The 19874-nt window shown below is 41.3% G+C and carries 16 protein-coding genes; 7 read left to right on the forward strand and 9 right to left on the reverse strand.

Annotated features, from left to right (window positions below):
* Positions 1-64: 64 nt before the first annotated feature.
* Entirely contained in the window at positions 65-2056 is a 1992-nt protein-coding gene (gene glgB / locus DUT71_RS12485; protein ID WP_113662867.1) for a 1,4-alpha-glucan branching protein GlgB, read from the reverse strand.
* A 337-nt stretch (positions 2057-2393) separates the two neighbouring features.
* Complete coding sequence (locus DUT71_RS12495; RefSeq protein ID WP_113662869.1) at positions 2394-4865, reverse strand: glycoside hydrolase family 31 protein; 2472 nt, start codon at positions 4863-4865, stop codon at positions 2394-2396.
* A gap of 544 nt (positions 4866-5409) precedes the next feature.
* Here DUT71_RS12495 and DUT71_RS12500 point away from each other — a divergent pair.
* From DUT71_RS12500 to DUT71_RS12510, 3 genes are read left to right on the forward strand one after another with little or no spacing between them, the layout of a single operon-like run.
* A complete protein-coding gene (locus DUT71_RS12500) occupies positions 5410-6039 on the forward strand; it encodes an ABC transporter ATP-binding protein (protein WP_113662870.1) in 630 nt (209 codons plus the stop codon).
* Positions 6036-7256 carry an ABC transporter permease gene (locus DUT71_RS12505; protein WP_113662871.1) on the forward strand — a complete coding sequence of 407 codons (1221 nt, stop codon included), beginning with the start codon at positions 6036-6038 and terminating at the stop codon, positions 7254-7256. The genes DUT71_RS12500 and DUT71_RS12505 overlap by 4 nt, the downstream gene beginning before the upstream one ends.
* Positions 7257-7307: 51 nt before the next feature.
* Complete coding sequence (locus tag DUT71_RS12510) at positions 7308-7757, forward strand: hypothetical protein (protein WP_113662872.1); 450 nt, start codon at positions 7308-7310, stop codon at positions 7755-7757.
* A gap of 582 nt (positions 7758-8339) precedes the next feature.
* On the opposite strand, the gene DUT71_RS12515 is transcribed toward DUT71_RS12510, so the two are convergent.
* Positions 8340-8846, reverse strand: a complete 507-nt coding sequence (locus DUT71_RS12515) for an FKBP-type peptidyl-prolyl cis-trans isomerase (protein ID WP_113662873.1) — start codon at positions 8844-8846, stop codon at positions 8340-8342.
* Positions 8847-8898: 52 nt separating this feature from the next.
* Complete coding sequence (locus DUT71_RS12520; RefSeq protein ID WP_113662910.1) at positions 8899-10908, reverse strand: thioredoxin domain-containing protein; 2010 nt, start codon at positions 10906-10908, stop codon at positions 8899-8901.
* A 153-nt stretch (positions 10909-11061) separates the two neighbouring features.
* Here DUT71_RS12520 and DUT71_RS12525 point away from each other — a divergent pair, with 153 nt between their 5' ends.
* The 3 genes from DUT71_RS12525 (at position 11062) to DUT71_RS12535 (ending at position 13813) form a co-directional block, all read left to right on the forward strand.
* Positions 11062-12159, forward strand: coding sequence for a mandelate racemase/muconate lactonizing enzyme family protein (locus DUT71_RS12525; protein WP_113662874.1), 1098 nt, complete (start codon positions 11062-11064; stop codon positions 12157-12159).
* Positions 12160-12354: 195 nt separating this feature from the next.
* Positions 12355-12951 carry a GIN domain-containing protein gene (locus tag DUT71_RS12530; protein WP_113662875.1) on the forward strand — a complete coding sequence of 199 codons (597 nt, stop codon included), beginning with the start codon at positions 12355-12357 and terminating at the stop codon, positions 12949-12951.
* A gap of 97 nt (positions 12952-13048) precedes the next feature.
* Positions 13049-13813 (forward strand): DeoR/GlpR family DNA-binding transcription regulator, encoded by a 765-nt coding sequence (locus DUT71_RS12535; protein WP_113662876.1) that lies wholly within the window; start codon positions 13049-13051, stop codon positions 13811-13813.
* A gap of 22 nt (positions 13814-13835) precedes the next feature.
* Here DUT71_RS12535 and DUT71_RS12540 read toward each other — a convergent pair whose 3' ends face one another.
* Both DUT71_RS12540 and DUT71_RS12550 read right to left on the reverse strand, forming a co-directional pair.
* Positions 13836-14774: a glycerophosphodiester phosphodiesterase family protein gene (locus DUT71_RS12540; protein ID WP_113662877.1), complete on the reverse strand. Its 939-nt coding sequence runs from the start codon at positions 14772-14774 to the stop codon at positions 13836-13838.
* Positions 14775-14946: 172 nt separating this feature from the next.
* Entirely contained in the window at positions 14947-16317 is a 1371-nt protein-coding gene (locus DUT71_RS12550; protein ID WP_113662879.1) for a dipeptidase, read from the reverse strand.
* Between the two features lie 148 nt (positions 16318-16465).
* Between DUT71_RS12550 and DUT71_RS12555 the strand changes: the two genes are divergently transcribed.
* Complete coding sequence (locus DUT71_RS12555; protein WP_113662880.1) at positions 16466-17422, forward strand: zinc dependent phospholipase C family protein; 957 nt, start codon at positions 16466-16468, stop codon at positions 17420-17422.
* A 28-nt stretch (positions 17423-17450) separates the two neighbouring features.
* Here DUT71_RS12555 and DUT71_RS12560 read toward each other — a convergent pair whose 3' ends face one another.
* The 3 genes from DUT71_RS12560 to dnaN form a co-directional block, all read right to left on the reverse strand.
* A complete protein-coding gene (locus DUT71_RS12560) occupies positions 17451-17693 on the reverse strand; it encodes a hypothetical protein (protein ID WP_113662881.1) in 243 nt (80 codons plus the stop codon).
* A 218-nt stretch (positions 17694-17911) separates the two neighbouring features.
* Positions 17912-18586 carry a VTT domain-containing protein gene (locus DUT71_RS12565; protein ID WP_394341146.1) on the reverse strand — a complete coding sequence of 225 codons (675 nt, stop codon included), beginning with the start codon at positions 18584-18586 and terminating at the stop codon, positions 17912-17914.
* Between the two features lie 159 nt (positions 18587-18745).
* Positions 18746-19870 (reverse strand): DNA polymerase III subunit beta, encoded by a 1125-nt coding sequence (gene dnaN, locus DUT71_RS12570; protein WP_113662882.1) that lies wholly within the window; start codon positions 19868-19870, stop codon positions 18746-18748.
* Between the last annotated feature and the right edge of the window lie 4 nt (positions 19871-19874).

The raw sequence follows: 19874 nt of genomic DNA on the forward strand, positions 1-19874 counted from the left end.
ATACTTTTACCCATTTTTTTTCTATAATATTGAAATCCTTCGGATTTTCAATTAAGTATCTAACCTACTTCACCGTACGCTTAAAAATACTTACAGCCAATGGCGGCAAATCAACAACAATAGATTGCTTTTGGTGTTGGTGAGCAATATTTTCGGTGGTTCTCACTTCAGCATTCAATTTACCACTGCCAAAAAAATCCGCCAAATCAGAATTAAAGATCTCCTTCCACTTTCCTTTCACAGGAATACCAATACGGTAGTGCTGTCTAAAAACTGGGGTAAGGTTAAGCACCACTACCAAAGTATCTTTGGCTTTATTCGATCTTCGCTGGTAAACATAAACAGACTGGTCAATATCATCAGCTTCCTGCCACTCGAAGCCCTCGTGAGAAAAATTAAAGTGATGCAAAGCAGCTTCCGAGCGGTACAGATCATTCAACCTTTTGACTAATTGCTGCATCCCTTTATGCGGTGCATATTGGAGCAAATCCCAATTTAACGACTCGAAGCAGTTCCATTCCGAAGTTTGGGCAAACTCGTCGCCCATAAACAGCAATTTTGAGCCAGGATGGGTAAACATATAAGCATACAAGGCCCTTAAATTGGCAAACTTCTGCCATTCATCACCTGGCATTTTATAAATCATCGGCGATTTACCGTGTACCACTTCGTCATGCGAAAGCGGCAGCATAAAATTTTCGGTAAAGGCATAGGTCATGCTAAAGGTAAGCTGGTGATGGTGATGTTTTCTACTGAGCGGATTCAGTTTGAAATATTTCAAGGTATCGTTCATCCAGCCCATCATCCATTTCATGCCAAAGCCCAAACCTCCGGCAAATACTGGGCGGGTTACCCCATCGTAGGTACTGCTTTCTTCGGCAATGGTTTGTATCCCTTTAAAATTACCATAAACCGCTTCGTTCATATCTTTAAGGAATTTTACCGCTCCCAAGTTTTCTGTACCACCGTATTCATTGGTTCCGTATTCTCCTTCTTCCCTACTAAAATCAAAATACAACATCGAGGCTACGGCATCAACCCGTAAACCGTCCAAGTGGTATTTATCCAGCCAAAACATGGCATTACTGATCAGAAAAGATCGAACCTCGTTTCTATCGTAATTGAAGATGTACGATTTCCAGTCGGGATGAAAACCTTTGCGCATATCTGAGTGCTCGTACAAATGCGTACCGTCAAAATGGTATAGGCCATTGCTATCTCCAGGAAAATGAGACGGTACCCAATCCAAAATAACGGCAATATTATTTTTGTGCAGTTCCTCAATCAGGAACATCAAATCCTGTGGCGATCCGTGGCGGGAACTTGCGGCGTAATAACCCGTTACCTGGTAACCCCACGAAGGATAGTAGGGATATTCCATCACGGGCAGAAACTCCACATGCGTAAATCCCATTTGCAACACATAAGGCACTAAGGCCGCCGCAATTTCCCCATAACTCAATACCCTTTCCGGATTAGATGGATCACGTTGCCATGAACCTAAATGTACTTCGTAAACCGAAATAGGCTGGTCAAGGGCATTCTTTTTTTCCCGCTTGTTCATCCACGCCTTGTCTTTCCAAGTATAATCAGTATCCCAAACAATAGAGGCCTTACGTGGTGGATGTTCGGCATGTAAAGCATAAGGATCGCTTTTTTCTACTTCAGCGCCATCAAATCCCTTCACCAAATATTTATAGACTTCGCCTTTCTTTAGGTGAGGAATAAATCCTTCCCAAATCCCCGATTCGTCCCAACGATTAAAAAGCAAATGGCTTTCACGGTTCCAGCCGTTAAAATTGGCCATTACGTGCACCTTTTGCGCATTTGGCGCCCAAACGGCGAAATACACCCCATCAACCCCGTTAACGTTGCAAAGGTGTGCCCCCATTTTTTCGTACAACTTAAAATGCTTGCCCAAAAGAAATAATGAAACATCAAAATCGGTTAAAAGGCTATGCTGCCATACTGGCGATTGATATTTTTCAAAAGCATTTTCCACAGATTGAACCGCTTTGCTTTTTGTTTCTGGGTTGGTTTGTTTCTTTTTTGGCATATAATAAAGCTATCAATTTAAGGTGAGATTTAAATGAAACTAACAGGCAAATAACCATGTAAAATCCGATAGCCGAAGAAGAGCTTCTCTATGACCACGGTAGTGGCATATCCCAGCAATTTAAAGGCGATAGCAAGGTTGTATAAATTGACCTTATCAAAAACTTTTAAATAAAATAAATTAAGGAAAAATAGACTTAGGCAAAAGTTTAATACAAATACCAATTTGAAATGATGCAAATACAGAATCTTCAACTTTTGGTACATCTCAAACCATTTAAACTTTGATGAAGCAAAACCTGTGAAGTTTTAAAAACCTCACAGGTTTCAATTTTAAACTATCCTTTAATGATTTTAATTTTTGAGAAGTTTTTATTCGATTTAAACCTCAATATTCCACGATCATTAACTACAAAATCGGTTACTTCCCTATCATCAACCCAAACCTTACCTACGTTAAATGGCAAAGCTATCACACGAAAATCATAGAGTTCATAATTTGGTGTGTATAACCCATCAATAGTTTGTTCAATGGTAAAGCTATTATCGTTTCCTTTAGCGCTAAACTTCTTCTCCAAATAAATATCCTGCTCGTAAGCAAAAGTATCGCCATGGTCTTCGTACATGAACGAGTTCACCTCATAATCTGAATAATAAACGTTCAACCAAACCTCATCTATCGTTTTTTCGCCTACGTACTGCATTACTGGGTACTCTGGCATTACCGTTCCTGCCCTTACAAACAATGGCATGGTATCCAACGGGGTATCTACCACATACTCGCTACCACCTTCTAATAGTTCTAAAGTCCAATAGTTAAACCATTTGCCCTTTGGCAAATAAATGCGGCGTGAAGTAGCCCCTTGCTCCAATACCGGACAAACCAAGATTTTATCGCCAAAGGTAAACTCATCCTGGCGGAAATGGTTGGATACAATTTCCTGCTCCAACATGGCCAGTGGCCTCAATATTGGAAAACCATAACGGTGATGTTCCCAGAATACCGAATAGATATATGGCATCAATTTATAGCGTAGCTCGATAAACTTACGGTTCACGGTGGTAAAAGGCTCCCCAAAGCTCCAAGGCTCACGCTCGCGGGTATCGCCTGCCGAGTGGGCACGCATAAACGGCGAAAACACACCTAATTGTATCCAACGGGTAAACAGTTCACCATCAGGTTCGCCACTAAAACCGCCAATATCTGTACCGCAAAACGGCACCCCGGAAATAGACATACGTTGGCATTGGATATTGGCAATCTTAAGATGCTCCCAAGTAGCCACGTTATCTCCCGTCCACACCGATGCATAACGCTGCATGCCCGAGTAACCTGCTCTGGTGATGGTAAAAGGACGTTTATTGCGCTGTAATTTTTTCAATCCTTCGTAGGTAGACCGTACCATTTGCATGCCGTAAATGTTGTGTGCCTTGCGGTGCGAACCTCTGTAGCCATCGTAGTTATGCCTTACATCATTGGGGAAAGTACCCGAACCAAACACCGCTGGCTCGTTCATATCGTTCCAAAATCCGGCTACGCCCATATCTACCAATTCTTTATACAAACCGCCCCACCATTCCCTTACTTCTGGATTGGTAAAATCAGGGAATTGGCAACGGCCCGGCCATACGTGGCCTTCCATAAAGTAATCATCACTTCGGCGGCAGAAATAATTCTTCTCCTTTCCTTCCTTAAATACCCAATAATTATCGTCCACTTTAATACCCGGATCAATCATTACCACGGTTTTCATGCCCACATTGGCCAAATCCTTGATCATTTTTTTGGGGTCAGGAAAGTACTTTTTGTTCCAGGTAAAACAGCGGTAACCATCCATGTAATCAATATCCAGATAAATGGCATCGCATGGAATTTGCTGCGACCTAAAACCATCTACAATTTCACGCACCTTGCTTTCTGGGTAATAGCTCCAACGGCACTGATGGTAGCCAATAGCCCATTGCGGCGGCAATTGATGCGTTCCCGTTAGGGATTGGTAACGTTTCACCACGTCCATCATGTGTGGCCCGTGGATGTAGTAGTATTGCAATTCGCCCCCATCGGCCCAAAAGCTGGTTTTGCCATTATCTTCCATGCCAAAGTCGAAATACGATTTAAACGTATTGTCGAAAAAAACGCCATAGGTTTCGCCCTGGTTGATACCCATATAAAAAGGAATGGTACGGTACAAAGGATCCTGGTCCCAGCCATAAGAATAAGCATCCGTATTCCAGTTCACAAACTTACGTCCTCGCAGGTTTAAATTGCCCGATTTATCGCCCAAGCCAAAGAAATTTTCCTCCGGATGGCATTGTTTAGTCGCAAAAACGTAGTAGCCACCAAACTCAACATTCTCTTCCCAGTGCATGGGCGAGGCATCACTACTGGTTATTACACCTGTAATGTTATCTATAAACGAAATCAGGAAATCGGCTTTGCTTACCCTACAGGTTATGGTATTGGTTTCAATCAAATAAGCATCTGGTGTATCTTGCAACTTAAAAGTGGTCACTTTTTGATCTACTTGCACTACGGCGTAAGAAAAATCGGCCAAAAAAACACCATGGGGCGCCAAACGCACCCTAATCATCTCATCACTCACCACACGCACTTCAACCGTGGCCTCGCCGTCAGAAAAATAAAACTTGTTACCTTCCTTTTTAACACTCTTTACCGAGGTAAGGTACTGTTTTACGATAGGTTTTAAATCGGTTACGGGATTGTTTAAATGCTGTACGGTTTCTTCTTCTAACTGTCCGTCACGGTTAATTTCCGAAATTTCAAAGTCTTTGTTTAAATCTTCTTCCATATTGTTTTGCTCGTTGTGCCTGTTATCATTTCAAACACTTGCTATTGCTCTAAAAAAAAATTGCTCTATTGAGGGTGTTGATAGATATTGTAAATATATAATAATTACCCTTTAAGCCAAATAATACTGTGTTAAGTTTACACCAAGTAACCACAAAAACGCCATGTATTACCGCATAGCTAACACCAAACAAAAGAAAAAGTTGAAAACCAATTGGTTTTTATTTTTTTGAAAAGCAATTGCCTGCTACTATCCATGGGAAGTCCCGCTGTGCGCTTCAATCTTTTTGTTTTTAGGACATGCTACCCACAAACCTTGTAGGTTTTCGAAACCTACGGGGCTTTATTTAAGCCTCCGCTATAAAAACAAAAAGTATTTCCCGCTCCCATCGGGTTTAGGCGGCAATACCAATGCAGAAAAAATCAATGCCTTAAAAAAAATGTAAATTGCAAGCCGCAACTATTTTGCAGTAGCAATTACTTTACATACCAGTAGATAAATGATTTGGCCACTTATCTTATTTTTGTAACATACAACAAAGCTTATGATTTCTATTCAATCTGTTTCTCATCAATACACCTCTGGCCACGAGCTGCAATTTGCAGACTGGCAAGTGAACAATGGTGAGCAATGGCTTCTTTTAGGCCAATCCGGAAGTGGCAAAACCACTTTACTGCATATCTTAACGGGCTTGCTTAAGCCCTCCAATGGCAAGGTAAAAATTGGCGAAACTGATCTCTATTCCCTTTCTTCCAAAAAGCTAGACGCATTTAGAGGACAGCAAATCGGCATTGTGTTTCAAAAACCACACCTCATTAAAAGCTTAAACATCACCGAAAACCTACTGTTGGCCCAAAGTTTTGCAGGCTTGCCCAACAATAAGAAACGGGCAGAAGAAGTGTTGGACTCCTTGAATATGTTGGCCAAGAAAAATGCCTATCCGCAAGAGTTAAGCCAGGGGCAATTACAACGGGTTACCATTGCTCGTGCGGTAATCAACAAACCTACCCTACTGATTGCAGATGAACCAACCTCTAGTTTAGACGACCAAAATGCCGAAGCAGTATTGACCTTACTGAAAGAGCAATCAGCATTGAACCAGGCAACCTTGGTTGTGGCCACACACGATAAAAGAGTTAAAGATGCGTTTACCCTTACCTATACTTTATCATGAGCCCTTTTAAAATTAGTTGGAGAAACATTTGGTCGAAACCATTAAATGCGGCACTCAATATTTTGCTCATTGCTTTTGGTACGGGAATTTTAACGGTACTGTTACTGGCTTCTACCCAAATTGAGGATAAACTAGCCAAAAATTCCAAAGACATTGACCTTGTAGTGGGTGCAAAAGGCAGTCCGCTACAACTGATTTTGAGCAGCATCTATTACATTGACTTTCCTACGGGCAACATTCCCATGAAAGAGGCAAAAAAGCTCATGCACAGCCCTTTTGTAAAACGGGCAGTTCCTTTGGCCCTGGGCGACAATTACAATGGTGTACGCATAGTAGGAACCGATAGCAATTACATCAGCCTTTATGGCTTAAAAACACAAAGCGGAACTTTCTGGAAAGCCGATTTGGAAGCCACCATTGGCGCTAACGTGGCCAAAGAGCAAAACCTAAAAGTAGGTGATACATTTTTTGGTGGCCATGGCTTAACCGAAATGAAAGACGAACACAAGGACCACGCCTATAAAGTGGTGGGTATTTTGGCACCGCAGCAAAACGTCACCGATAATTTAATTTTAACGGCTATTGGCAGTGTCTGGAAAATGCACGGCGATGAAGGGGAAGCACATGAAGAAGGCCATGACCACGCCGCAGAAGCTGACCACAGCCCTGATGAAGACCGAGAGTTTACCTCTTTGTTAATTCAATATCGCTCGCCAATGGCGGTGGCCATGTTTCCACAAATGGTAAATCAAACCACCAATATGCAAGCTGCCAGTCCCGCTCAGGAAAGCACCCGATTATTCTCCCTAATTGGAGTTGGGGTAGATACTTTACAATGGTTTGCCATATTGATTATGCTAATTGCCGCCATCAGTGTTTTTGTGAATTTATACAATTCCCTGAAGGAAAGAAGCTACGATTTGGCTATTATGCGCACCTTGGGGGCCTCAAAAGGCAAGCTTTTTTCGTTAATCATTTTAGAAGGATTAATTTTGACCCTCATAGGCACAATAATTGGAATAGCATTAGGACATGGCATTTTACAGTTGATTAGTAACTACCAAGAAAGTAGTCAAGCAAAAATGAACGGTCTGATTTTTATTAAGGAAGAAATTTATTTATTGGTGGCAGGCTTAGCCATCGGCATAGTGGCCGCTGTAATTCCAGCAATACAGGCTTACCGCTCGAACATATCGAAAATTTTAGCAAAGAATTAATATATAAACAACATCGTCATTGCGAGGAACGCATTAAACAAAACACACAACATGAAAAAATTAGGTTTTATTTTTTTACTATTTATTGGATTTGGCTTCAGCGCCAAGGCACAACACGATCCCAGTGACCAGATTATTTCGGCCAATTGGGACGTTATTGGCGATGTAGAATTTAAAATGGCCAAGGATGATAGCGAGATGTACGCCATTTTTAATAACGACATCAAAAAAAGAGCTGGCAAACCTTTTGAGCTGGAAGGCTACATTGTTCCTATTAAAGATGGAATGAAGCAAACCAAATTCATGTTATCTACCTTGCCCATTAACCAGTGTTTTTATTGTGGTAAAAACGGTGTGCCTATCATGGTAGAGGTGCAATTAACCGAACCTACCAAGTTCACCTATCAAACCATTAAAGTTAGAGGTATATTGAAGTTGAGCACTGCAAATGCACTGGATGCCTCTCCCATTTCGCTGATTAACGGAAAGGTAGTGAAATAAACCACTACCGTATTTCGATCCCAAACTTTCGGGAGAGAAATCGAGCTTTCAACCGTCTAATTTGAGATTTCTTACATACGTTAGAAATGACAACAAGAATAAAAAAAATCCCGAAGCAAAATGTTGAGGGATTTTTTGTTTTTGTCATTGCGAGGCACGAAGCAATCTCTCCTTTGGGTCATATTTCGCTTTAAGATTGCTTCGTGCCTCGCAATGACGGAAATAGCTAACTTCCCCAAATAAAAATCAAGCCCTAAGATCTGCCGTCATTGCGAGGTACGAAGCAATCTCTCCTTTGGGTCATATTTCGCTTTACGATTGCTTCGTAACTCGCAATGACCGAAATAGCTAACTTTCCCAAATAAAAATCAAGTCCTAAGATCTGCCGTCATTGCGAGGCACGAAGCAATCTCTCCTTTGGGTTACATTTCGCTTTAAGATTGCTTCGTAACTCGCAATGACGGAAATAGCTACATAAAAAAATCCCTAGGCGTTTTGCCTAGGGATTTTTTTATGTCATCCGAGGAATGAGGAATCTCTAATTCAAATGATTCTTCATTACATTAAATAACAAAATATCGATTAGTGACCTGAGTGCCCATCAACACCATGAGCGTGCCCGTGAGACAATTCATCAGCAGTTGCTTCCCTTACGGTTAAAATCTTACCTGCAAAAATCAGGTTTTTACCCGCCATTGGGTGATTTAAATCTACCGATACAACTTCTTCGCCCACTGCAGTTACACCAGCACGGAACTGGTTGCCTTGGTTATCTTGCAAAGGAATTACGTCGCCCACATTTGGCAATTCGGCACCGCCTTCTTTAAACATGCCTACAGGTAAATCAACATGGGCTCCCGGATCAATCTCACCGTAGCCATCAGTTGGTTCTAGCTCAAAACTATATTCATCACCAACAGATAAGCCTGTTAAGTGTTCTTCAAATTTAGGCAACATCATTCCCACACCGTATAAAAATACAAGTGGATTTTCTTCAGTAGCTTTTTCTACAAAAACTTGGTTACCCTCTGGAGTAGTGGTATGTAGCTCGTAAGTAAGAGAAACTACCGTGTTAGAAGTGATTTTCATTCTTTCTATTTAATTGTGTTATGATTTGACAAAGCCTTGCGGTTTCATCTTTTTATTTAATATGGCTTAACGCCTCATCAACAGTACCTACGGGCAGTTGACAGGTTTTGTTTCGGCAAATATAGATTTTTGTTTGCTCGCTTTGCTTATGTTTTAACAAAGGCAATGTACTTTTTGTTCCTGCCAAAGTAATTTTATTGGGGATGTACTGCTGGTTAAACTCCGCTTTTACGGATTTAAAATTGGGTCCTGCAATAGCAATCTCATTAACTCCGTATACCTCGTTGAGCAATTGGATACACCAGTTTGAATAGGCCGAGCCATAAGATTTAATACGCGGCAAAACTGCTTTTAACATCGCAGATGCGCGTTCCAAATAGCTTTCCTCATCAAAGAAAAGCCCTAATTTTTGGAGGTTTTGTGCCATTACCGAGTTAGAGGCAGGAATAACGTTATCCATTACTTCGTGCTTACGGGCAATTAAACTTTCCCCTTGGTTAGAGGTATAATAGAACATCGCATTGCTTTGGTCGGCAAAATTAGCCGATACATATTCAGTAAGCTCTTTGGCTTCATTTAACCAGGCTTCGTTAAAGTCTGTTTCGTAAAGCGTGATCAATGCGTCGATCAAAAAGGCATAATCATCCAGGAAAGCCGGTATTGTTGCTTTACCATTTTTATAATTGCGATACAAGCCACCATCTTCGGTAATAAGATTATTTAAGATAAAAGTAGCTGCTTTTTTGGCTTTCTCGTAATACTGATCATTGTTGAACGCTTGTGCGGCATCGGCCAAGCCCTTAATCATTTGAGCATTCCATGCCGTTAAGCATTTATCGTCCAAGCCTGGTTTTATCCTTGCATTTCTAACCTTCAATAATTTAGCTTTTGCTTGGGCAATGATTTTTTCAAAATCGGCATTGCTTAGGCTATACTTTGCCATCAAATCTTCGTCCAGCACGGTTCTCCTCAAAATATTGGTATGCTCTTCTTCCCAATTTCCAGTGTTGGTTACATTAAAGTATTCGGCCAAAAATTGATGATGTTCGCCTACCAGTTCATCAAATTCAGCTTTGCTCCACACATAAAATTTACCTTCTACCCCTTCACTATCAGCATCCAAAGCCGCATAGAACAGTCCATTTTCGGCGGTCATTTCCCGATCTATCCATTCAATGGTTTGCTTAACTACTTCGGCAAAAGGCTCATACTTTAAGCATTGGTAAGCCTCGGCGTACAAACTTACCAATTGCGCATTGTCATAAAGCATTTTCTCAAAATGTGGCACATGCCATTGTCCATCTACAGAATATCTGGCAAAACCGCCCCCCACCTGATCATAAATACCGCCGAGCGCCATGGCATCCAAAGTTCTCATCACGGCCATCATCACCGACTGGTCATCTCTCAAAAAAGCATATCGCAATAAAAACAACCAGTTGTTGGGCAAAGGAAATTTGGGTGCTCTATTATAGCCACCTTCCGAAATATCAAAATTCCTTTTCCAAGGTTCCACAATTTCTATCAATTGCTCCTCTTTAAAATTCAGCGTTTCGTTTCTATCTTCAATCAGCTCAGCTTGCTGCAAACCTTCGGTTAGTCGCTCTGCATATTTGATAGCCTTTGCCGGTTCTGTTTGCCACAAATTGGCCAAGTTGAGCAAAATATTGATCCAATCCGCCTTGCGGAAATAAGTGCCGCCGTAAATAGGGCGTTGGTTGGGCAAACAAATGGCATTTAGTGGCCAACCGCCATTGCCATTCATCAACTGTACGGCCAACATATAAATCTGGTCAATATCTGGCCGTTCCTCGCGGTCAACCTTAATGCACACAAAATGTTTATTCATTACCTCGGCCACCTCATGGCTTTCAAAACTTTCACGTTCCATTACATGGCACCAATGACAGGCAGAGTACCCTACACTTACAATGATCAACTTGTTTTCGTCTTTGGCTTTTTTGAGGGAGGCTTCATTCCACTGGTACCATTCAACCGGATTGTACGCATGCTGTAGCAAATAAGGAGATGAGGCATGGATTAAGCTATTAGGTTCTTGCATGATATAAAGGTACGGGCTTTGATTGGCTTGTTTGAAAAATTGCTGTAAATTTATCACCCTATTCATAACGATTTTCGTCATAGATAAAACATAACACCAAACCTTAACTGAAGGAGCATAGTTAGCTGCTTAAATGAACCCCAAAAACCAAACATGAAAATTACCCACACCGAAATCTATCGTTTCAGTATTCCAATGGAACCCTTTGTGATTGCTACCGGCACCATGCATTTTGCGCAAAATGTACTGGTCAGAATTTTTACTGATGCAGGCATATATGGCAGTGGAGAGTGCTCGGCCTTTCCGATGATTGTTGGCGAAACGCAAGAAACCTGCCTGGCCATGGCCAAAGATTTTGCGCAGATCCTCAAAGGAAAAGATCCGCTGGATATTCCGTCCCGAATGAACGATTTACTGGGCTATGCAGCACATAATCCAACCATTAAAAGTGCATTTGACATGGCACTGTTTGATATTGCCGCCAAAAATGCCAAACAACCTCTATACCAGTTTTTGGGCGGCCATAAACGCAGTATCGAAACGGATATGACCTTGGGAATTGATACTGCTGAAAATATGGCTGCCAAAGCCGTGGAGCATCAAAGAAACGGCTGTCGGATTATCAAAATCAAATTGGGCAAAAAAGTACATGACGATATTGAAAGAGTGGCCGCTATTAGAAAGGCGGTAGGTAATGGAACAACCTTGCGCTTGGATGCCAACCAAGGCTGGAGCTTTGACGATGCATTATTTGCCCTAACTGAACTGGCCCAATACAACATTGAGTTTTGCGAACAGCCCATGCGTACTTGGTACGATGACCGTTTGCCCGAACTAAATGTGAACTCTCCTATCCCGCTCATGGCTGATGAAAGCTGTTACAACCACCATGATGCCAGAAAATTAATTAACGCACAGGCTACTACTTTTTTGAACATCAAATTTGCAAAGTCGGGCGGTATTTTGGAAGCTCAGAAAATACATGAAGTTGCGCTACAAAACGGTGTAAAGTGCATGATTGGAAGCATGTTGGAGAGCAGGTTGGCATTAACGGCAAACCTACACTTTGCCCTGGCCAGCCCTAATGTTATATATTTTGACTTGGATACCTGTCTTTTGGGGCATTTGGTAGACCCCGTAGTGGGCGGCTTAAGTTATCAGGGCTTTATGCTGGATGTTCCCGATACGCCGGGGATTGGTGCCGAGGCAGATGAACTGTTCCTCAAAGAATGTGAAAGCTGGACCATCTAGATCTCGAAGAGTAAGGCTTGGTTAAAGTTAAGCTCCTAAGCCGCCAAAAACAAACTAAATTTAACAAAGCCTTAACAATCTACGAAAGATTTCGGAGTTTCGTCGAAAAAAATCGGGAGTTCGTCGAAAGTAGCTAAATTGCCTGCAACGTTTTGTAATGCTTTGCGTCTTATTCTAAAAAAACACAAATCAATTATGAAACAAAGTACAACTTCGCTATTTGCTATCGGGATTTTAGCTTTAGCCATCGGCACCTCAACTGTTAACGCCAAAGAAGCAGTAAATGCAAATTCAACTACCTACAAATACGAAGAACAACAAACACCTAAGAAATTGATCATTTCCGGAAATGTAGAAGTTACCCTTGTACAAGACCACGAAAGCAAAAAATTATATACCAACGACGGTACTGCAAAAGCCAGAGTTTACAGCACAGACGATGCTATCCACGTATCTACCAAGAAAAATTCGGAGCCAGTAAAAATTACCCTTTATGTAGGCGATATCTCCAGAATTGATGTTTCTGGCAACGCTGTAGTGAAAACCAAAAACACACTTAATGTACAGCATTTACAGGTGATCCTACAGGATGATGCCAAAGCCGACATCAGTTCGAAAACGGAAAGTATCTATACCAAACTGAGCAACGAAAGTTCCTTAAAATTAAATGGAAGCACCCAGTTTCACGCCATCTCTACCAATGAGCTTGCTACGTTGAACACCAATAATTTCAAAGCAGCTAAAACCGAAATTGAAAAAAGAAACGGCGCTGACTATGCCAAAAGCAAATAATTTCAGCAATTGATTAAGCACGAGCGTTGCGCCCCTACCGGTGCAGCGCTTTTTTTATGCCACAAAATATTTATATTAGCAACAAACTCTTTTCAGCATGAAAAACATCACTGACAGGCACGAATATATCCTCAAAAAATTAAAGGAAGACGGTAAGGTGAGTATTATTGAACTCATTGACCTGATGAAAGTTTCTGGTGTAACCATCAGAAAAGACCTAAAAATGCTGGAAGATAAAAACCTCCTTTTCAGAACAAGGGGCGGTGGTTCCATTAAAAACCCCTATGCTAGCGAAAGGAGCATTTACGAAAAAGAACTCATTAACGCTGATGAAAAACAACGCATCGCAAAAGCAGCATTAAAACTTATCAAAAATACCGACTCGATCACGATAGGATCTGGATCAACCGTGTTTGAAATGGCCAGATTCCTAAATCCAACGGAACACATTACCGTAATTACCCCCGCCCTGAAAGTTGGCCTGGAATTATGCAACAGGAATAATGTTGAAGTACTTCAGCTTGGTGGCATGATCAGGTCAAACTCTTCTTCGGTTGCAGGTAATTTTGCCGAGAAAATACTGGAAGAAATTTCTTGTGGCTTTGTTTTTTTAGGTGTTGATGGCATTGATCTGGACTTTGGCTTTTCCATTACCAATTTAGCCGAAGCTTCGTTAGACCAGAAAATGATCGAAACGGCACAAACCGTGGTCATTTTAGCCGATAGCACCAAATTCGACAAAAGAGGCTTGGGCAAAGTTTGTACCTTTGAACAGGTATCCTATATCATTACCGACGATAAAGTACCCGAATTGGCGGTTCAACAGCTCGAAGAAAAAGGAGTTAAGGTCATTATTGCCTAACCCATTTTCCTGGTAGCCCGCACTACAGCTTAGCCTTACCTAAATATTTATGCTGGGGCGTATTTTCAGGCACCATATTTTTAATGGCCTGTGCTACCTCAACCGGTAAATCCGACTCTAAGATATCGGCACCGCCCTTAAAGATATCGAGGTAAGCCTGCGCTCTTTCTTGCGCCGTAGCCAATTTATCGTAGCTTGGCGCCGACGAAATCATCACCATTACGCCCTTTTGCTGCAAAAGCCTCATCAGCTCCTTGTTCTCAGGGGTGTATGCTGAACCTATGTAAGCAATAACGCTTCCCCAGGGGATCCCTGCTTTTTCATATTCATCAAAAGCCTTTTTGGTTTTGATATGCACCGAAAGCATCCAATTTGGATTTTGATTTAAATAAAACTTGGCCTGTTTGGCATTATGAACGGTAAGCATTACCGCCTCATTATTGCACTCTTTTAAAATACGGGCAGTCATCTCCAGAGGCACATCCTTTTTGTCCAAATTCATTACCGTTTTGCCCTTGCTCCATAAAATAGCCTCTTTCAACGTGGGTATCTTACAATCGGTCAAGTTTCCCGCTGGATCTTTTAACCTCAACTTTTGTATTTCGGCATAGGTATAATCCGACAGTTTCCCTGTACCGTTGGTGGTTCGTTCCAAAGTGGCATCGTGCATTAAAACGGCCACACTGTCTTTGGTCAATCGCGGATCTATTTCAAAAAAAGATGGCATATACTTTAAGGTATTGGCAAAGGTTTCCATCGAGTTCTCCGGAAATCCCTTGGTCATTCCACCACGATGGCCGCTAATGATTGGAAAGTTCTTTTCCCCATGCTTAAAAAAGGCCTTCAGCTCCCGAACGTCCCTAAACTTCAACACGTTGATTTCGTTCTTTTGGGCAAAGGTAGCAAAGGGCCACAAGGCCAGTATCAAAAGCTGCTTTCTGAAAAGGGATTTTGTGCTCATACGTTACATGATATAATTTTAGCGAATGCTTGTTCAGGTTTTTAATAAAAACCAAAATAAACAAATTAAAACAAAATGTAATTTATTTAAAACAAAAAAATCAAACACAAACAAAAAAGCCTTTCTGCACTTAGGCAGAAAGGCTTCGCTATTTTTGCAGTTCAAAATAAGTTTACTTATTCAGCTCTGCGTAATATTTATGGAATAAAGGCAATGTTTCAATTCCTTTATAATAATTGAAGATATCGTACTTTTCATTTGGCGAGTGTAAGGCATCACTATCTAATCCAAAGCCAAACAGCACTGATTTGATGCCAAGTACGTTTTCAAACAAGGCTACAATTGGAATACTGCCACCACCACGCGTAGGAATTGGCTTTTTACCGAAACTTTCCTCAATGGCTTTTTCGGCAGCACGATAAGCCACACTGTCGGTTGGCGTAACCACAGGCTCGCCGCCATGATGCGGTGTAACCTTTACCTTTACTCCTTTTGGTGCAATCTTCTCAAAGTGCTTAGCAAAAATCTCGCTAATTTCGTCCGAATTTTGGTTAGGTACCAAACGCATCGAAATCTTTGCATTTGCTTTGCTTGGCAATACCGTTTTAGCACCTTCGCCAATGTAACCACTCCAAATACCATTTACTTCTAACGTTGGCCTGGTACCGGTACGTTCCAAAGTAGAATAGCCTTTTTCACCCCACTCGGCATCAATATCTAAATCCTTCTTATATTCTTCCAAATCAAATGGCGCCGAATTTAACGCTTGCTTCTCAGCATCGGTTAACTCCACCACTTTGTCATAAAACTCAGGAATAGTAATATGGTTATTTTCATCATGCAATGAAGCAATCATTTTGCAAAGAATAGTTGCTGGATTTGCTACCGCACCACCATAAACACCTGAATGTAAATCTCTGTTGGGCCCTATAACTTCTACCTCCATGTAGGCTAAACCTCTTAAACCCGTTTCAATAGAAGGGTTTTCCATACTGATCATCGAAGTATCCGAAATCAATACCACATCGGCTTTCAAGCGCTCCTTATTGGCATTTACAAAGATACCCAAATTGGCAGAACCAACTTCTTCCTCACCTTCAATCATAAACTTTACGTTACAAGCTAAAGTGTTGGTTTGCATCATAAGTTCAAATGCCTTAACGTGCATGTAAAACTGGCCTTTATCATCGCAGGCACCACGGGCATAAATTTTACCATCGCGTACGGTAGGCTCAAAAGGGGGAGTTTCCCAAAGCTCCAGCGGATCTGGCGGCTGCACATCATAGTGGCCATATATCAAAACTGTTGGCAAACTGGCATCAACTATTTTTTCTCCATATACAATTGGATATCCAGCAGTTTCACAAATCTCTACCTGATCAGCACCGGCGTCTTTTAATTTTTGCGCAACGAAATCAGCGGTTCTCAACACATCCCCTTTATATTTTGGATCAGCACTTACCGAAGGAAAACGCAATAACTCGAAAAGCTCGTCTAAAAAACGCTGCTTATTATCTTCTACATATTTCTTTATTTCTTGCATAAGATTTATATTTTGGGACAAATATAGCTATTTTGACAAGAGCAAAAGACTTTAAAAGCCGACAAAAATTTGTCAGATTTTAGCGATAAGCAAGTGTTTTTGCTATTTTTATGGAAAAAAATTTTATAACCCCCTTGATGTTGGCCCCATGAAAAAGCTGCCTGTTTTTTTGCTGTTACTCGGTACCGTTGTACTATGCTCTTCCTGGGGCTTTTTTGCGCACAAACGAATCAATCAGCTAGCAATTTTTACACTTCCCGAGGGCATGATTGGCTTTTACAAAAATAACCACAAGTACATTACCGAACATGCCATTGACCCCGATAAAAGAAGATATGCCGATACTGCCGAAGCACCCAGGCATTATTTGGACGTAGAGAACTATGAAGACCATATTGATAGCATCCCCGAAAAATGGAACGATGCGGTAAACAAATATGGCGCAAAAAAAATTGCCAGCGATGGCATGGTTCCTTGGCAAATACAGCGTACCTACAACAATTTGGTAAGGGCTTTTAAAGAGCGTGATTCATTAAAAATATTAAGATACTCGGCAGATTTGGGCCACTATGTGGCCGATGCCCATGTACCTTTGCACACCACCAAAAACCACAACGGACAACTTACCAACCAAACGGGCATACATGGCTTTTGGGAGAGCCGTATTCCCGAGCTGTTTGCCAAAGATTACAACCTTTTGGTGGGCAAGGCCAGTTACATCGAAAACCCGCTAAAGGAAGCCTGGAAAATCGTCAAAAAAGCGCATACCATGGTGGATACTGTACTCACTTTCGAAGCAAAGCTTAATGCCTCATTTCCTGCCGACCAAAAATATGACTTCTCGATGAGGGGCAAAAACGTGATGAAGCAGTACTCCGTAGCCTATACTAAAGCCTATCAGGATATGATGAAAGGCATGGTAGAGCGCCAAATGCGTTCATCGATTATTAAAGTGGGTTGCTTTTGGTTTTCGGCCTGGGTTGATGCCGGCCAGCCCGACTTAAGGAATATGATCAAAATTGAAGCGACTATTGAAGATAAGCAGCAGGCCGAAAAGGTAGACAAAAAATATCAGGAAGGAAAGATTATTGGAAGGGAGTTTTAATTACGATTTCCCCCATCTTACCACAACCCTATTGCTCATGGTTTGAAGCGCAAAATCCCTGCAAAACAATTCCGATATTCCCGCCTTCCATTCCAAGTCCGCACTCACTACGTTCGCTTGCGGGCTTTCCATTGCTGTCGGGGCTAATGTCAAAAGTAATTGCTGCAACCATTCTACGCCCATGCTTTTGAGCGTTTATCCGCAATTTTCTGTTTAGTGCTTCCAAGCGCCTTAAGCCTCCAAAAAACTTATGCCATTGTACAATTGCCATCAAAATTGATAGCGGCCAGTTTAAATGTGTATGTGATTAAATTCTAAACTGGAAGTTACCCAATACTAAACTCCGCATTTATAATTTCAGCTTACCAACCCCATAGGTATTAAAATCTATCGGCCATCAGCAGTATATCAAACACACTTGTCGTTTTTTAAAAAATCAAACCAGCACTGTTTAAGGTAAAAAAAGCCCCGCACTTGCGGGGCTTTATGCTAGATCGTTGTTTCGCTATCCTCTATTTTTTCTTTCTTTTTAAAGAGCGATTTTAGTCCGGCTATAATTACCGGTGCAAAGGTACCTACGGCAATAATCACAATAATCACCTCGAAATTTTTCTCTACAAAAGGAATTTTGCCCAACAGATAACCTGCAAATGATAAACTGAAAATCCATGCTACTCCGCCAATAATGTTATAAGCGGTAAATTTGCCGAAAGACATTCGTGCCGCACCAGCTACAAACGGCGCCACAGTCCTAAAAATTGGCAGGAACCTGCTAAATACAATCGCCTTAGCGCCATGTTTTTCGAAATACTCGTGCGATTGGTGGTAATACTTGAGCTTTAAAATCTTATTCTCTTCCTTAAATACTTTTACGCCAAAAAACCTCCCCAACCGATAGTTAAGGGAATTTCCCAAAATTGCCGCCCCAGTTAAAATAAAGCACATAAACCAAATGTTCAGTCCTGTATCGCCACCGGCAATAAGTGCTCCAACGGCAAACAGCATTGAGTCGCCAGGCAAAAAAGGCGTAACTACAAATCCTGTCTCTGCAAAAATAATGATGAACAAAATAAGGTAGGTCCAGGTTCTGTAATTCTGGATAATGGTCACTAAAGTATCTTTAGTATCGGTAAGTAGCTTAATTAATAAATCTAGTATTTCCAATGTAGTTAAATTTTTCCGCTAAAATAAACAATATGCCTTGCAAAAAAACACCTATTTACGATTATGACATTTGATTTAGTAAAGAAAGGAGTGGGTGTATCAATACCACAAAAGCCCCGCAAGTGCGGGGCTTTTGCCTAGCAAGCAAGCGATATATTTTTAGTAGCTGCTGTTTAACATTACCGGCATTACCAACATCAAAACATCTTCGCTCTCATCATTAGTTTGAGGGATCAACAAGCCTGCCCTATTTGGGGTAGAAAGCTCTAAAGTGACTTCCTCACCGCTTAGGTTGTTCAGCATCTCGATCAGGAAACGAGCATTGAAACCAATTTCCAGGTCTTCGCCATCATATTGGCAGCTCAAACGTTCGTGGGCTTCGTTAGCAAAGTCCAAATCTTCCGAAGAAATGTTCAATTCACTTCCGTTGATTTTTAAACGCACCTGGTGTGTGGTTTTGTTGGCAAAAATTACTACCCTACGCAAAGTATTCAAGAACAAAGCCCTATCAATTACCAATTTGTTAGGATTGTTTGCAGGAATTACCGCCTCGTAATCAGGGTAACGCTCGTCAATTAAGCGACAAATTAAATTAATATTTTCGAACTTGAAGAAAGCACTGGTAGCGTTATAATCTACCGAAACATTGACATCGCTATTTGGCAAAGCAGCTTTCAACAAGGTTAAAGCTTTTTTGGGCAAGATAAAAGACGATGCTTTATCAGCCTTGGTATCGTTTCTTCTGTAGCGGACCAATTTATGGGCATCAGTAGCTACAAAAGTGATGTTTTGAGGGGATAGTTGACAAAACACGCCAGTCATTGCCGGACGAAGCTCGTCATTACTTACCGCAAAAATTGTTTTGGTGATGGCTTCGCTCAGTACCGACGCAGGCAAGTTTACCGAAGAGGCATTGTCTACTACCGGGATTTTAGGAAAATCATCTCCGTTTTCACCACTTAATTTATATTTTCCGTCACCAGCACTAATTTCGATGGCAAAAGTATTATCATCTACATGGAAGGTAATTGGCTGGTCAGGCAAAGTCTTCAAAGTATCGAGCAAAATTCTTGAGGGTACGGCAACCTTTCCTTCTTCTTTTGACTCAACTGGCAAGGCCGTAGTCATACTGGTTTGCAAGTCGGTAGCAGAAATGGTCAAATTTCCTTCTTTAATCTCAAACAGGAAATTTTCTAGGATAGGCAATACTGTGCTGCTGCTCGAAGCACCATTAACCGTTTGTAAATGTTTTAATAATGTCGACGTAGATACTATAAATCTCATAGTT

The organism is Pedobacter nanyangensis, from assembly GCF_003313505.1.
Classification (GTDB): domain Bacteria; phylum Bacteroidota; class Bacteroidia; order Sphingobacteriales; family Sphingobacteriaceae; genus Pedobacter; species Pedobacter nanyangensis.